Here is a 14596-nt window from a genome sequence, read left to right as displayed (position 1 = left end):
ATGGGGCGATGCGCCGGTGACTGGCGGCTTGACCGGAAACGCGCGGCTCAGCACGTTCGCGCGCATGTCGACCGCACCGAATCCGGCCGAGCGTGCCGAACGCGCCCGCACCTTCCTGAAAACGCATCCCGGCAATGCCGACGCACTCCGCGCGCTCGGTGCCGCGCTGCGCGGCATGGGTGAGGACACGGCCGCCGAGGAAGCCGAACTCGGCGCGATTCAGGCTTCGACGCGCGACCCGGTGCTTGTCGAGGCGGCCGCCGCGCTCCTCGACAACAATATCCCGATCGCCGAACGCGTCCTGCGCGCGCGGCTGAAGGAAAAGCCCATGGACGTCGCGGCGATCCGCATGATGGCGGAGATCGCCGGGCGGCTCGGGCGCTACGGGGACGCTGAAAAGCTGCTGCGCCGCGCGCTTGAACTTGCGCCCGCGTTCGTGGCGGCGCGCGCCAACCTCGCCACCGTGCTCTACCGGCAGAACAATCCCACCGATGCCGTTGCTGAGCTCGACCGGCTGCTGGCGGGCGACCCTGACAATGCCGCGCACCGCAACCTCAAAGCCGCGGCGCTGGGGCGGATCGGCGGCTATGAGGAGGCGATCGCGCTTTACGAATCCGTGCTTGCCGCCCACCCGGCGCAGCCGCGCGTGTGGATGAGCTATGGCCATGTGCTGAAAACCGTGGGCAGGCAGGCGGATTCGATCGCCGCCTACCGCAAGGCGATCGCGCGCGCGCCGGGGCTCGGCGAGGTGTGGTGGAGCCTTGCCAACCTGAAGACCGTGCATTTCACGGACGCCGATATCGCGGCGATGCAGGGTGCGCTGGACGGCGGCGGCATCAGCGAGGATGACCGCTTTCACCTGCATTTCGCGCTCGGCAAGGCGCTGGAGGATGCGAAGGATCACGCGGGCTCTTTCGGTCACTACCTAAAGGGCAACGCGCTGCGGAAGGCGATGCTCGATTATGATGCGGGCGAAATCAGCAGCCTCGTTCGCAGTGCGGCGGCGATGATGGATGCTGGATTCTTCGCTGCGCGCGCAGGGCAGGGCAATCCTGCGCCCGATCCGATCTTCGTCCTTGGAATGCCGCGCGCGGGATCGACGCTGATCGAGCAGATTCTCTCGTCGCACCCGATGATCGAGGGGACACAGGAACTGCCCGACATCGCAGCGATGGCGCGGCGGCTCGGCGGCCGCAAGATGCGCGACGAGGAGACCGCCTATCCGGCGTGCCTTGGGGACCTGTCCGCCGAGGCATTCGCCGAACTCGGCGCCGAATATCTGGAGCGCACGCGCATCCACCGCAAGACCGACAGGCCGCTGTTCATCGACAAGATGCCGAACAACTGGGCGCACGCCGGCTTCATTCACCTGATCCTCCCGAACGCGAAGATCATCGATGCCCGCCGGCATCCGCTCGGCTGCTGCTTTTCGAACTTCAAGCAGCATTTCGCGCGGGGGCAGGGCTTCAGCTACGACCTTTCCGACCTTGGCCGTTACTATCGCGATTATGTGGCGATGATGGCGGTGATCGACGACGCGCTTCCGGGGCGCGTGCACCGTGTTTTCTACGAAGACATGATCGAGGATACGGAAGGCGAGGTGCGGCGGCTGCTGGATTATGTCGGCGTGCCGTTCGACCCCGCGTGCCTGCGTTTCTTCGAAAACGAGCGTGCAGTGCGCACGGCAAGTTCCGAACAGGTGCGGCGCCCGATCAACCGCGAAGGCATGGAGCAATGGCAGGCGTTCGCGCCGTGGCTGGAGCCCCTGAAGGCGAGTCTGGGACCCGCGCTCACGGCGTATCCGGGGGTGCCGCCGGTCGCTTCGCTGTTGCAATAATGTGACGCCCGACCAGCAATATGACATCTGTATAACAAAGCCGCGGGACCCGAATTGACCGCTGTTCCACGCACGTTCACCATTCCGCCCGGGACAGCAAAAGCTGAGAGGGGGAAAAGGGTGCACCTGCGAAATCATGTGACGATCAGGGCTGCAGTCGCCAGTGGCGTGCTGCTTGGTTCCACGATGCTGACGGCACCGGCGCTTGCACAGGAAGCGCAAGAAGTCATCGGCGACACCATCATCATCACGGCGCAGAAGCGCGAGGAGAATTTGCAGGACGTGCCGATCGCGGTCGTCGCGCTCGGAACGCAGAAGCTCCAGCAGCTTCAGGTGCAGGATTTCGACGACTACGCGCGCTACCTGCCGAGTCTTTCCTACCAGTCGCTTGGGCCGGGTTCTGCGAACGTCTATTTCCGCGGCGTCGCCTCGGGCGAGAACGCGAACCATTCGACCTCGCTGCCGTCGGTCGGCATGTATCTCGACGAGCAGCCGATCACGACCATTCAGGGCAACCTCGACATCCACGTGTACGACATCGCGCGCGTTGAGGCGCTCGCGGGTCCGCAGGGCACGCTCTACGGTGCATCGAGCCAGGCCGGCACGGTGAAGATCGTCACCAACCGCCCGGACACGAGCGGCTTCTACGGCGCGGTCGATGCCGAGGTGAACACGATCGCGCACGGCGAGGAAGGCTATGTCCTCGAAGGCTTCATCAACGCGCCGCTTTCGGACAATGCGGCGGTGCGTGTCGTCGGTTGGTACGACAAGGACGGCGGATACATCGACAACATCCCGGGCTCGCTGACCTTCCCGACTTCGGAAATCACCTTCAATAACGCGCCGTATGTCGAGGACGATTACAACGACGTCGAGACCTACGGCGGGCGCATTGCGCTCGAGATCGATCTCAACGAGAACTGGACCGTTCTGCCGACGCTGATGGGACAGAAGCAGAAAAGTTTCGGCTCGTTCGCTCAGGAGGCCGGGCTCGGCGAGCTGCAGGTGCAGCAGTTCAATCCCGAGCGTTATAATGATCGCTGGTTCCAGGCCGCGCTCACCATCGAAGGCAAGATCGGCAGCTGGGATCTGACCTATGCCGGCGCTTACATGAAGCGCAAGATCAACAGCGAGTCCGACTATGTCGACTATGCGTATTTCTACGATGCACTCTACGAGGCCGGCGGTTCGTTCTACGACAACGACGATAATCTGGTGAACCCGAACCAGTACATCATCGGCATCGATCGCTTCACGAAGCAGAGCCACGAACTGCGCATCGCTTCACCGGCCGACAAGCCGCTGCGCTTCATCGGCGGCGTGTTCTATCAGCGCCAGTCGCACAACATCGAGCAGAACTATATCGTCGATGACATCGCCGATTCGATCACCGTGCCGGGTACGGACAGCAATATCTGGCTGACCAAGCAGCTGCGCATCGACCGCGACTACGCGGCGTTCGGCGAAGTTTCCTACGACCTGACGGAGAAGCTGACGCTGAGCGGCGGTATCCGCGTCTACAAATACAAGAACTCGCTCGAGGGGTTCTTCGGATACAGCGATGGCTTCAGCAGCCGGACGGGTGTCGCGGCGTGTTTCACGGACAGCGAAGGCGAACTTCTTCCGCCGACGATCAAGGGCAGCCCCTGCACCAACCTCGACAAGACGACGTCGGACACGGATTTCATCCACAAGCTGAACGCGACCTACAAGCTGACGGACGATGCGCTGGTCTACGCGACATGGTCGCGCGGTTTCCGGCCGGGTGGCGTCAACCGGCGCGGTACGCTGCCGCCATACGGGGCGGATGAGCTCGACAATTACGAGCTTGGCTGGAAGACGACGTGGGCAGGCGGTGCGTTCCGGTGGAACGGCGCCGTCTATTACGAGAAATGGTCCAACATCCAGCTCTCGTTCCTTGGCGCAAACGGCCTTACCGAGGTCCGTAACGCCGGCGACGCGCGCATCTGGGGTATCGAAAGCGATATCTTCATCCGCGCCTCTGAAGGCCTGACCTTCAACGCGGGCTTCAGCTACAACGATGCGCAGAGCACGACGGATTTCTGTCTCATCGCCAACCCGCAGTTCGATTGTACGCTGGAGGGGCCGGACGAAGAGGAGAACGCATTGCTGGCGCCTTCCGGCACGCGTCTTCCTGTCTCGGCGAAGTTCAAGGGCAACGCCTTTGCGCGCTACGAATTCCCGGTGGCAGATCTCACGGCGCATCTGCAGGGCGGTCTCGTCTACGAAGGCAAGCGCACCAGCGATCTTCGCCTTTACGAGCGCAGCATCGTCGGTTCGCTCCCTTCCTACACGACGGTGGACGTCAGCGCGGGCGTGACCAACGGATCGTGGACAGTTGAACTTTACGCCCGCAACCTGTTCGACTCGCGCGGGCAGGTGACGCGTACGATCCAGTGCGGCGAGAGCGTTTGCGGCGATCCGGACGGCGTAACGGATATCGGCGGCAAGTTCTACACGGTGGTGACGACGCCGCGGACCATCGGTCTCAAGGTCGGCACCAAGTTCTGATACCGCGCGGCGGGGGCCAGGCGTGAACCACAAGGCCCCCGCCCTCCGGCCGCTCGGTTTCTGGATGGCGCTCGCGCTGGTCATGGGCAACATGATCGGCTCGGGCGTCTTCATGCTTCCCGCCAGCCTCGCGCCCTTCGGCTGGAACGCTGTGTTCGGCTGGGTGCTGACCATCGGAGGGGCGCTTTGCCTCGCCTACGTGTTCGCGACGATGGCGCGCGAGATGCCGCACGCGGGCGGGCCGCACGGTTTCGTGGAAGCGGCGTTCGGGCATCTGCCCGCGTTTCTCGTCAGCTGGTCCTACATCGTTTCGAATCTGGTTGGTGTATCTGCGCTTGCGGTCGGCGGGGTCAGCTATCTCACCGCATTCGCGCCGCAGATCGCGGCAACGACCGGCGCTCCCGCCGTGCTTGCGGTGTCGCTGCTCTGGGCGCTCATCCTTCTCAACACTTACGGCGCGGGCGCGGCGGGGCGCTTTCAGCTCCTGACGCTCGGGCTCAAGCTGCTGCCGCTCGCACTCATCGTGGGGATCGCGGCCGTGGTTTTTCTGGGCGGCGCAGAGCCGGCAACGCCCTATGTGCCCGAGACGATCTCGATGACCGCGATCAACGCGACCGCCGCGCTGACGCTGTGGGCGATGCTCGGCTTCGAATCCGCCTGCGTGCCGCAGGATAAGGTCGACCGGCCGCAGACCACGATCCCGCGCGCCACCATGGCGGGCACATTGATCGTGGGTCTCATCTACTTCGCGGTCTGCACGGCGGTGATCATGCTGATGCCCGCGGATGCGGTTGCGAATTCGAACGCGCCGCTTGCGGACGTGATCGCCGGCTACTGGGGGACAGGCGCCGGGCTTGCCGTGGCACTGTTCGCCGCCGTGAGTGCGATCGGCGCGATCAACGGCTGGATTCTTGTTTTGGGCGAATATCCGCTCGCCATGGCGCGGAAGGGCGATTTCCCGCACCTATTCCGCGACGTGAACGCACGCGGGACGCCGGTTCGCGGCATCCTGATCGGCGGCGCGCTGATCACGGTGCTCGTGCTTTCGAACTATACGCGCAGCATGGCGGGGCTGTTCACGTTCATGGCGCTGCTCTCCACCTCCGCGACGCTCGTGCTCTACTTCGCGGGGGCCGCCGCGGCGGTCCGGCTGATGCTGAAGCGGCGGCTGACGACCACGCCGCTGCTCGCCGTTCTGACGCCGCTCGGGCTTATCTATGCGATATGGGCGTTTCAGGGCGCGGGGGCCGAGGCGAACGGCTGGGCGCTCGTGCTGCTGATCGCCGGGCTTCCGGTCTATCTGCTCGTGCGCCGTCAAAAAGCAGCGCAGAGTGTACAACGGGACGCGACAAATGGTTAACGCGCCGATATAGGGGCCTCGCAGCTTTGGGAGGGTAAGGTTGGCACGCGCGCAGTTTCAACGGCTGGATCCCGATTTCAGGCGGCAAAGCCTGATCGAGGCGACCGCGCGCTGCCTTGCCCGCTACGGTATCGGCGGCACCTCCGTGCGGGTGATCTGTGCGGAGGCGGGCGTTTCGGCGGGACTGCTGCGCCACTATTTCGCGGGGATCGACGAGCTTGTCGCCGAAACCTATGCCGACGTCGGCGACCGGCTCGTGGCGAACATGATCGCGGCGGCTGACAAGGCGGGGCCGGACCCGCGCGAACAGCTGCGTGCCTTCGTGATGGCAAGCTTCAAGCCGCCGATCGCGGACCCGGACCTTCTGGCGACGTGGCTCGCCTTCTGGAGCCTGATCAAGAGCGATCCGCGTATCCGCGAGCTTCACACGGAAAACTATGCAAGCCACCGGCGGCCGGTGGAGAGAATGGTCAGGGAAATCCTGGGGCCGGAAGCAAGCCATGTGGATGTGCGGCTGACGGCGGTCGGCGTGACGGCGCTGGTGGACGGACTCTGGCTGGAAATCTGCCTCGACGCATCGAGCTTCACGCCCGAGGAGGCGTCGCGCATTGCCGACAAGTGGCTGAACACGCTGGTCGGCGACCCGCTGAAAGTGCTTGCCGACTGACGTGCCGATTTCTTACACCTGTAAAACAGGTGGGAGAATCCTTAATGTTGAAAACCGGCACTCCGTTCATGCTCGCGGCGCTTCTGGCAGCCGCACCGGCCTTCGCCGCAACCCCGGCGCAGATCGATGGCGCCAAGGCGATGCTCGGCAAATCGATCGCTATTCCGACCGTCGCGGGGCGTGGGCAGGTGCCGGTGTACGCGGCCTATCTGGCGGGCGAACTGAAGAGCGCGGGTTTCAAGGACGGTGAAATCAGCATCGAGCCGCTCGGCGAAACCGCCTCGCTGATCCTGACGTGGAAGGGCACGGGCAAGAAGAAGCCGATCGTGCTCAACGCGCACATGGATGTGGTGGAGGCGAAGCGCGAGGATTGGGAACGCGACCCGTTCGTGATGGCCGAAGACGGCGGCTACCTGTTCGGGCGCGGCATCAGCGACAACAAGTTCGATGTCGTGATGCTGGTGCAGACGCTGATGAACCTGAAGCGCGAAGGCTTCAAACCGTCCCGCGATATCGTGCTGTTCCTGACCGGCGACGAGGAAACCGCGCAAAAGACCGTGGCGGCGATCGCGCCCCGCTACAAGGACGCGGCGATGGTGCTGAACGGCGATGGCGGCGGCGGAACGCTGGGCGCCGACGGCAAGCCGCTCTATTACACGATGCAGACGGCGGAAAAGACCTACGCCGACTACAAGCTGACCGTGACCGACCCGGGCGGCCATTCGAGCGCGCCGCGTGCCGAGAATGCGATCCTTATGCTGGGCGCCGCGCTGAAACGGATCGCCGATGCGCCGTTCCCGGCCGAAACCAGCGAGACGACGCGGGCTTATTTCGCGGCGTCGGCGAAGCGGACGCCGGGTGAGGCGGGTGAGGCGATGGCGCGCTTCGCGGCCAACCCGAACGATACCGCTGCGGCGGATATCCTCGCGAAGTACCCCGAGCACATCGGGACGACGCGGACGACCTGCGTGCCGACGATGGTGAGCGGCGGCCACGCCGAAAACGCGCTGCCGCAGCGCGCGGTCGCCAACATCAACTGCCGCATCTTCCCCGGCACGGCGCCGGAAGCGGTTCGCGAGCGGTTGCAGCAACTGGCGGGCGACAAGGTCGTGGTGACGTTGCCGGAGCCGTTCCCGCAAAGCTCCACATCGCCGCTGCTGCCCGAGCTGGACGCGGCGCTGCGCAAGGCGGTGGACGGACGGGCGAAGGGGCTTTCGATCATCCCGAGCATGTCGGCGGGCACGACCGACAGCCTGTTCTTCCGGGCGTCCGGCATCCCGAGCTACGGCGTCTCCGGCCTGTTCATGAAGCCGGACGACGAATATGCACACGGCCTCAACGAGCGCGTGCCGGTCGACGCGATCGGTCCCGCGCTCGATCATTACCGGACGCTCATCGCAACGCTGGCAAGGTAGATCGCTCGCCGCTTTGCGGCCAACCGCGCTGATGGTACTGTCCAGACTGGGGCAAGTCTGGACATACTGCTATGAAGACGTTTCTGAAACGGGCCTTCACGGACACGCTGCGCCGGCGCGAGTACGAGTTGAAGGACGTCCAGCACCCCTTGCGGAAAGCGCCCGCCTTCTTTCGGGCCATGACACCCAAGGGTCTCAATCCCGGAACGATCATCGATGTCGGCGTGGGATACGGCACGCCCTGGCTGATGGAAGGGTTCCCCGATGCCTACACCGTGCTCGTGGAACCCAATGAAGGGTTTCGCGAGCCGATTGCGCAGATGATGGCGCACCGAAGAGGCGAGGTGCATTTCGCGGCGGCGGGGCGCGAGGCATCCGAAATGACGCTGAACCTGAACGTCCGGCGCCCGACCAGTTCCACGATGTCGAAACCTTCGGCCCGGCAGGTCGACGAGTTTGCCCGCCGTGGCTGGACGCGCGAGACGCGCGCGGTGACCGTGCCGGTCAAACGCCTTGATTCTTTCGACCGTGCGGCCTGGCTGAAGCCGTACCTGCTGAAAGTCGACTCGGAAGGGTTCGAGTTGGAGGTGCTGGCGGGGGCAACCGGCCTGTTTCCCGATATCCAGTGCCTGATCGCCGAAGTCTCGGTGGCGGAGCGGTATGAGGGTGGATACGATTTTGCGACGTTTATTTCGACGTTGGACGGTTACGGGTTCAAGCTGTTCGACATTACGGACATGCTTCAGTTTGGGCGCAGCGGCCGCCTCTCGACGATTGATGCGGTTTTCATACAGAAGGGGTCGGCGCTCCTCGGCGCCTGAGTACGGACGGTTTTGCGTTCGCGAAAAACCGTCTAAACACGTCCGATGTCAGTGCTTTCCATTTCCGGCCTTTCCAAAACCTATGCGGGCGGCTTCACGGCGCTGAAGTCGGTCGATCTTGTAATTCGCAAGGGCGAGATCTTTGCGCTGCTCGGGCCGAACGGCGCGGGCAAGACGACGCTGATCTCGATCGTCTGCGGGATCGTGAACCCGACAACCGGCACGGTGATCGCGGACGGGCACGATATCAAGCGCGACTATCGCGCGGCGCGGATGAAGATCGGGCTGGTGCCGCAGGAGCTGCATACCGATGCCTTCGAGACCGTATGGGCGACGGTGAGCCTGAGCCGGGGCATGTTCGGACGGGCGCCGGACCCGGCGCTGATCGAGCGGATCCTGAAAGACCTGTCGCTTTGGGAAAAGCGCAATTCGAAGATCATGGAGCTTTCGGGCGGCATGAAGCGGCGCGTGATGATCGCGAAGGCGCTCAGCCACGAGCCGGAAATCCTGTTCCTCGACGAGCCGACGGCGGGCGTCGACGTGGAGCTGCGGCGCGACATGTGGAACCTCGTGCGCGGGCTTCGCGAGCGCGGCGTCACCATCATCCTCACCACGCACTACATCGAAGAGGCCGAGGAGATGGCCGACCGCGTGGGCGTGATCAACAAGGGCGAGCTGATCCTCGTGGAGGACAAGGCCGCGCTGATGAAAAAGCTCGGCCGCAAGACGCTGACGCTGAACCTTACAGAGCCGCTCGCCGCGCTCCCGCCGGAGCTGGGCGAGTGGAGCCTGAAGCTGAAGGCGGACGGCAACGAGATTGAGTATGAATTCGACGCCAATGCCGAGCGCACGGGCGTGCCCTCCCTGCTGCGGCGGATGAGCGACATTGGGCTCGGCTTCAAGGATCTGAATACCGAACAGAGTTCGCTGGAGGATATTTTCGTCGGCCTTGTGACGCAGCGGCAGGAGGCGCGGCCATGATCTTCAACCGTCATGCCGTCTGGGCGATCTACAAGTTCGAGCTGGCACGCTTTCGGCGCACGGTCTGGACGAGCCTCATCACGCCTGTGATCACGACGACGCTTTACTTCATCGTGTTCGGCTCGGCGATCGGCTCGCGGATGCAGGAGGTGGGCACCGTGCCTTACGGCGCCTTCATCGTGCCGGGGCTGATGCTGCTGACGATGCTGACCGAAAGCATCTCCAACGCCTCTTTCGGCATCTACATGCCGAAGTGGTCGGGGACGATCTACGAGCTGCTCTCCGCGCCGATCTCGGCGTTCGAAACAGTGATCGCCTATGTGGGCGCGGCGGCGACGAAATCGGTGATCCTGGGTATCGTGATCCTCGCGACTGCGAACCTGTTCGTCGACATCGATATCGTGCATCCGCTGTGGATGCTGCTGTTCATGGTGCTGCTTGCAGTGACGTTCTGCCTGTTCGGCTTCATCATCGGCATCTGGGCAAAGAGCTTCGAGCAGCTGCAGATCATTCCGCTGCTCGTGGTGATGCCGCTGACGTTCCTTGGCGGCGCCTTTTATTCGATCGACATGCTACCCGCCGCGTGGCGCACGGCGACGCTGTTCAACCCGATCGTCTACCTGATGAGCGGGTTCCGCTGGAGCTTCTTCGGCAAGGGCGATGTGAGCGTCGAACTCAGCCTGGCGGCAATGTTCGGCTTCCTGACGCTGTGTCTCGCGATCGTCTGGTGGATCTTCCGGACGGGCTACCGGCTGAAGAGCTGAGCGAAGGGCCTGCGCCGCCGCCGTCTGCGCGGACGCGCCAGCAGCAGGTACATGACCGGCGTGACGATGCGGCTGAGCAGCGTCGAGGAGATGAGGCCGCCGATGATCACCCACGCCAGCGGCGAATAGAGCGCCGAGCCGCCGAGCGCGAGCGGCATCAGGCCGCCGATCGCCGTGACAGAGGTGAGCAGCACGGGCAGGAAGCGAATCTCGCCTGCCTGCTCGATCGCCTCGCGCAGACCGACACCGCGCGCACGAAGCTGCGACGTGAAATCGACGAGCAGGATCGAGTTCTTGATCTCGATGCCGATGAGCGCGACGAAGCCGATGATGCCCATGTAGCTCATCGGATAGCCGGTGATCAGCAGCGCGATGATGCCGCCGAACATGCCGAGCGGAATGACGCCCGCGACCACGGCGACCTCGCGGAAGCGGCCGAATTCGGCGACGAGAACGGCCATGATACTGAACACGGCGAGGAGCAGGATGCTGCCGATACCATCGAAGCTCTGTGCGCTCGCTTCCGCCTCGCCGCCGATGCCGAGTGCATAGCCCTGCGGCAGCGTGAGGCTTTGCAGGCGCTCGACGACATCCTTGTTGACGCGGGACGTGAGATAGCCGGCCTGCGTCCACGCGGTGACGGTGATGTTGCGTTCGAGCTGGTAGCGATCGATGCGCGGCGGCACGCTCTTCAGATACGGATTGGCGACCTCCGCGAGCGGGATCGCGCTGCCGGCGCTGGTGGTGACGTAGACGGATTGCAGCGCGGAAACGGGCTGCCGCTCTTCCATGGGAAGCCGCACGACGACGGGATAGGTATCGCCTTCATCATCGCGGAAGCTCGCGGCGCGCTCGCCCGCGATGGCGAGACGCAGCGCGCGCCGGGGCTCGCCCGGCGGCACGCCGAGAAGCGCCGCTTTGTCCGCATCCAGACCGAGGTCGAGGTCGACGCGGTCGACCGCGAGGGGATTGTCGATATCGCGCGTGCCGGGCGTTGCGCGGATGATCTTCGCGACTTCGCCGGCGATCATCTTCAGGACGCCATTGTCCGGGCCGCTGATGCGGATGGCGATGGGCGCGTCGATCGGCGGGCCGTTCTCGAACTTGCGGACGGTGATGCGGGCGTCGGGATCGATGCTGAACTTGCCGCGCAGGCGATCAAGCATCGCGTCGCTCTCTCCCGCGGTCCATTCGTTCATCACGACAAACACCGCGCCCTTGCGCGATTCCTCGGTGAGTGAACGTACATTGTAGTAGACCTGCGGATTGCCCGCGCCGCTGTTTTCCATGAACACGGCGACGCTGGCTTCCTTCGCCACTTCGTCCGCGACGCGGCGCACGACGCGATCGGTCTGGGCGACGCTCGTTCCTTCGGGGGTTTCGACCTCCACCATGAAATAGGGCGCGTCCGACGCCGGGAAGAGCTGCCATCCCGCGACCGGGATGAGGCCGAGCGCACCGATGCACAGCGCCATCGAAATCGCGAGCGTGCGGTGCGGCTTTTCGAGCGCGTAATGCAGGACGGGACCGTAAAGCCGGTGGATGCCGCGGGTGAGCGCCTTCAGGATCGGGTTGCCTTCAGGATCATCGTCGCGGCGCAGAACGCGGCTGGCGAGAAACGGGATGATGGTGAGCGAGACGACGAGCGAGGCTCCCACCGTGTAGATGACGGCAAGCGGTAGCGAGCGCGTGAATTCGCCCGCGCCGCCGGGGAGGAACACCAGCGGCAGGAAGGCGAACAGCAACACGCCCGTGGAGCCGAACACGGCGGCGGTGATTTCCTTGGTACCGGAAAGCGCGGCGGCGGTGCGCTCCGCGCCCATGCGCAGGTGGCGGGAGATGTTCTCCGTCACTACGATCGAATCGTCCACGATGAGCCCGAGCGCGAGGATGAAGCCCGACACGGAAAGCTGGTTCAGCGAAAAGCCAAACACGTGCAACAGGAGAACGCCGGTCGCGAGGCTGAGCGGGATCGAGATCATTACGATCAGCGAGGCGCGCGGGCCGAGCGGTAGCAGCGTGATGAGGACGAGGCCGAGCGCGATGCCGAAATCGCGTGCCAGCGTATCGAGCCGATTGCGGATATCGCGCGACTGATCGAAGCCGAGCTCGAGCTTGATGTCGGGCGGAAGCTGGCTGCGCGCTTGCGCGAGCGCGGTCTCGATCTCCTTGCGGATGCCGAGGACGTTGCCATTTTCCTTCTGCATCGCGGTGACGAACACGGCGCGCTTGCCGTTGAAGCGCGTGATGTGCGTGTGTTCGGCGGTGGACCAGTTCACTTCGGCGACGTCGCCGACGCGGACCAGTGTTCCGTCCTCGGCGCGGACCGGCACTGCGCGAATCTCGGCAAGGCCGCGATAGGCGCCGCCGGCGTCGACGTTCAGGCGGTGCTCGCCCGAATGGACGGCCCCCGCGGGCAGATCGACGCCGCCGCTCTGAAGCGCGGTGACGAGCGACGAGGGCGGAATGCGGAGCTCGGCGAGGCGTCCGCCATCGATGGCGATGCGGACCTCGGGGTTCGGGAGGCCGTAAATTTCGGTGGAGCGGATGCCGTCGACGCGCGAGAGACGCTCGGACAGGTCGGTCGCATACTTCTCCATGCGCCGCCACGAGGCGGAATCGCTGACGAGTGCGAGCTGGACGACGGCGGCGTCGCTGGTGCGGACCTTGAGGTACTGGAGGCTGGCGAGGCCGGAGGGCAGGCGATCGCGGATGGCGCCGATCTCGCGCACGACCTCGTCGAAATGCTGCTCAGGGTCGCCGCCCCATTCGAACTCGGCGGTGATGACCGAGGCGCCGTCCTTCGAGGTGGAGTCGACGTCGACGATGCCGTCGAGGCCCTTGATCACTTCCTCGATCGGCTTTGCGACCGTTTCTTCCATGTCCTGCGCGTCGGCGCCGGGCTGCGAGGCGACGACGAGCACAACGGGGATCGGCAGGTGCGGATCGACGGCGCGCGGGATATTCAGGAAGGCGTAGATGCCGAGCGCGGCGAGCAGCGTGAAGAGAACGAGCGTCAGCTGCCAGCGGCTGACGGCGAAGCCGGCGAGGTTCATGTGCCGGAAACGGTCGGGGTGACGCGGCTGCCGTCGGTAAGCTGGCTGATCCCCGTGACGGCGATGCGTTCCCCGGCCTTGAGCCCTGCGAGAACCGCGACGCCCCGGTCATTCATGGCGCCCGTGACGATGCGGCGAGGCTTTACGCGCTTTCCGTCCGCATCGAGCACATAGACGAACGCTTCCCCGGCGCGCGCCGCGAACACGGCGCTGCTCGGCACGAGCATCGTTTCCGGGCCGCCGCCGCGCATGGAGAGCATCGCGTGGCCGATTTGGCCGGAACGCAGTGCGGGGTCTGGCGGCAGCGCGAGTTCGACCGCGAAGGTGCCGGTGCGATCGTCGGCACGGCCGGCAACCTCGATGATGCGCGCGGCGCGGGGGGCGGGGCCGAGTGCCGCGATATCGATGGGAATGCTGCCGGTGCGGATGATGCCCGCGGCCTGCACATCGGTGATGGGGACGCGCAGCACGAAGCCGTCGCGATTGTCGCCGAAGCTGATCACCGGCGTTCCGGCGTTCACGACCTGATTCACCTCTGCAGAGCGGCGGAGGATGTGCCCGTCCGCAGGTGCCGTGATGCGGGCGGTGCTGGCGGCGAACTGCGCGGACGTGGTTGCGGCGGCGGCGGCGCGATAGGCGGCTTCGGCGCTGTCGAGCCGGGCGCGGGTCAGCCAGCCTTTCGCGAAGAGGTCGCGGGCGCGGGTGAGATCGGCCTGTGCGCGGGTGCGTTCGGCGGCAGCGGCGGCAAGGTCCGCACCTACGGTCGTCGTGTCGAGCGCGGCGAGGAGCTGGCCTTTCCGTACGCGGTCGCCTTCCTCCACCGCGATGGCGGCGATGCGCCCCGGTGTCGTGAAGCCGAGATCGATCTCGCGGCGCAGCCGTACGGTTCCGACGGCGCGGAAGGTGTCAGCGCTTTCCACGGGGCGGGCTTCGGCCACGCGGATCGGCACGGGCGCGGCTTCGGATGGCTTCGCCGCCTCATCGCCAGCCGAACATGCGGCGAGAGCAAGGAAGAAGGCCGCTGCGAAGGGCCGAACGGAATTCATAGCGGCTGATCCACTTCCGAGTCGCACTCAGACGCAATACTGGACTGGTGATTCTAAAGGAAGATAGCCTCTAAAAATCTTAAACGATACGCTTCTGCATCAATGTGTTGCGGAAGA

General features: G+C 64.9%; 10 protein-coding genes. 8 read left to right on the top strand and 2 right to left on the bottom strand.

Annotated elements, in window-relative coordinates:
* The first annotated feature begins 64 nt into the window (after positions 1-64).
* The 8 genes from ACE3TJ_RS03010 to ACE3TJ_RS02975 all read left to right on the top strand — a co-directional run bounded on the left by ACE3TJ_RS03010 (position 65) and on the right by ACE3TJ_RS02975 (position 10377).
* Complete coding sequence (locus ACE3TJ_RS03010) at positions 65-1837, top strand: sulfotransferase (protein WP_374599289.1); 1773 nt, start codon at positions 65-67, stop codon at positions 1835-1837.
* Between the two features lie 186 nt (positions 1838-2023).
* Positions 2024-4369 (top strand): TonB-dependent receptor, encoded by a 2346-nt coding sequence (locus ACE3TJ_RS03005; protein WP_374599287.1) that lies wholly within the window; start codon positions 2024-2026, stop codon positions 4367-4369.
* A gap of 22 nt (positions 4370-4391) precedes the next feature.
* Positions 4392-5729 carry an amino acid permease gene (locus ACE3TJ_RS03000; protein WP_374593705.1) on the top strand — a complete coding sequence of 446 codons (1338 nt, stop codon included), beginning with the start codon at positions 4392-4394 and terminating at the stop codon, positions 5727-5729.
* Positions 5730-5769: 40 nt separating this feature from the next.
* Complete coding sequence (locus ACE3TJ_RS02995) at positions 5770-6396, top strand: TetR family transcriptional regulator C-terminal domain-containing protein (protein ID WP_374593703.1); 627 nt, start codon at positions 5770-5772, stop codon at positions 6394-6396.
* 44 nt (positions 6397-6440) lie between these two features.
* Positions 6441-7811 (top strand): M20/M25/M40 family metallo-hydrolase, encoded by a 1371-nt coding sequence (locus ACE3TJ_RS02990; RefSeq protein ID WP_374593701.1) that lies wholly within the window; start codon positions 6441-6443, stop codon positions 7809-7811.
* Positions 7812-7882: 71 nt separating this feature from the next.
* Positions 7883-8632 carry an FkbM family methyltransferase gene (locus ACE3TJ_RS02985; RefSeq protein WP_374593699.1) on the top strand — a complete coding sequence of 250 codons (750 nt, stop codon included), beginning with the start codon at positions 7883-7885 and terminating at the stop codon, positions 8630-8632.
* Between the two features lie 45 nt (positions 8633-8677).
* Positions 8678-9613, top strand: coding sequence for an ABC transporter ATP-binding protein (locus tag ACE3TJ_RS02980; RefSeq protein WP_374593697.1), 936 nt, complete (start codon positions 8678-8680; stop codon positions 9611-9613).
* Positions 9610-10377 carry an ABC transporter permease gene (locus ACE3TJ_RS02975; protein ID WP_374593695.1) on the top strand — a complete coding sequence of 256 codons (768 nt, stop codon included), beginning with the start codon at positions 9610-9612 and terminating at the stop codon, positions 10375-10377. Before ACE3TJ_RS02980 ends, ACE3TJ_RS02975 begins: the two co-directional genes overlap by 4 nt.
* Here the strand turns inward: ACE3TJ_RS02975 and ACE3TJ_RS02970 are convergent.
* Positions 10359-13433 (bottom strand): efflux RND transporter permease subunit, encoded by a 3075-nt coding sequence (locus ACE3TJ_RS02970; protein ID WP_374593693.1) that lies wholly within the window; start codon positions 13431-13433, stop codon positions 10359-10361. The genes ACE3TJ_RS02975 and ACE3TJ_RS02970 overlap by 19 nt on opposite strands.
* Positions 13430-14479 (bottom strand): efflux RND transporter periplasmic adaptor subunit, encoded by a 1050-nt coding sequence (locus ACE3TJ_RS02965; RefSeq protein ID WP_374593691.1) that lies wholly within the window; start codon positions 14477-14479, stop codon positions 13430-13432. The genes ACE3TJ_RS02970 and ACE3TJ_RS02965 overlap by 4 nt, the downstream gene beginning before the upstream one ends.
* Positions 14480-14596: the final 117 nt, after the last annotated feature.

Origin of the sequence: Sphingosinicella sp. (genome assembly GCF_041916975.1) — a bacterium.
GTDB lineage: Bacteria > Pseudomonadota > Alphaproteobacteria > Sphingomonadales > Sphingomonadaceae > Sphingosinicella.
This window is presented reverse-complemented; position numbering and strand designations above follow the sequence as displayed.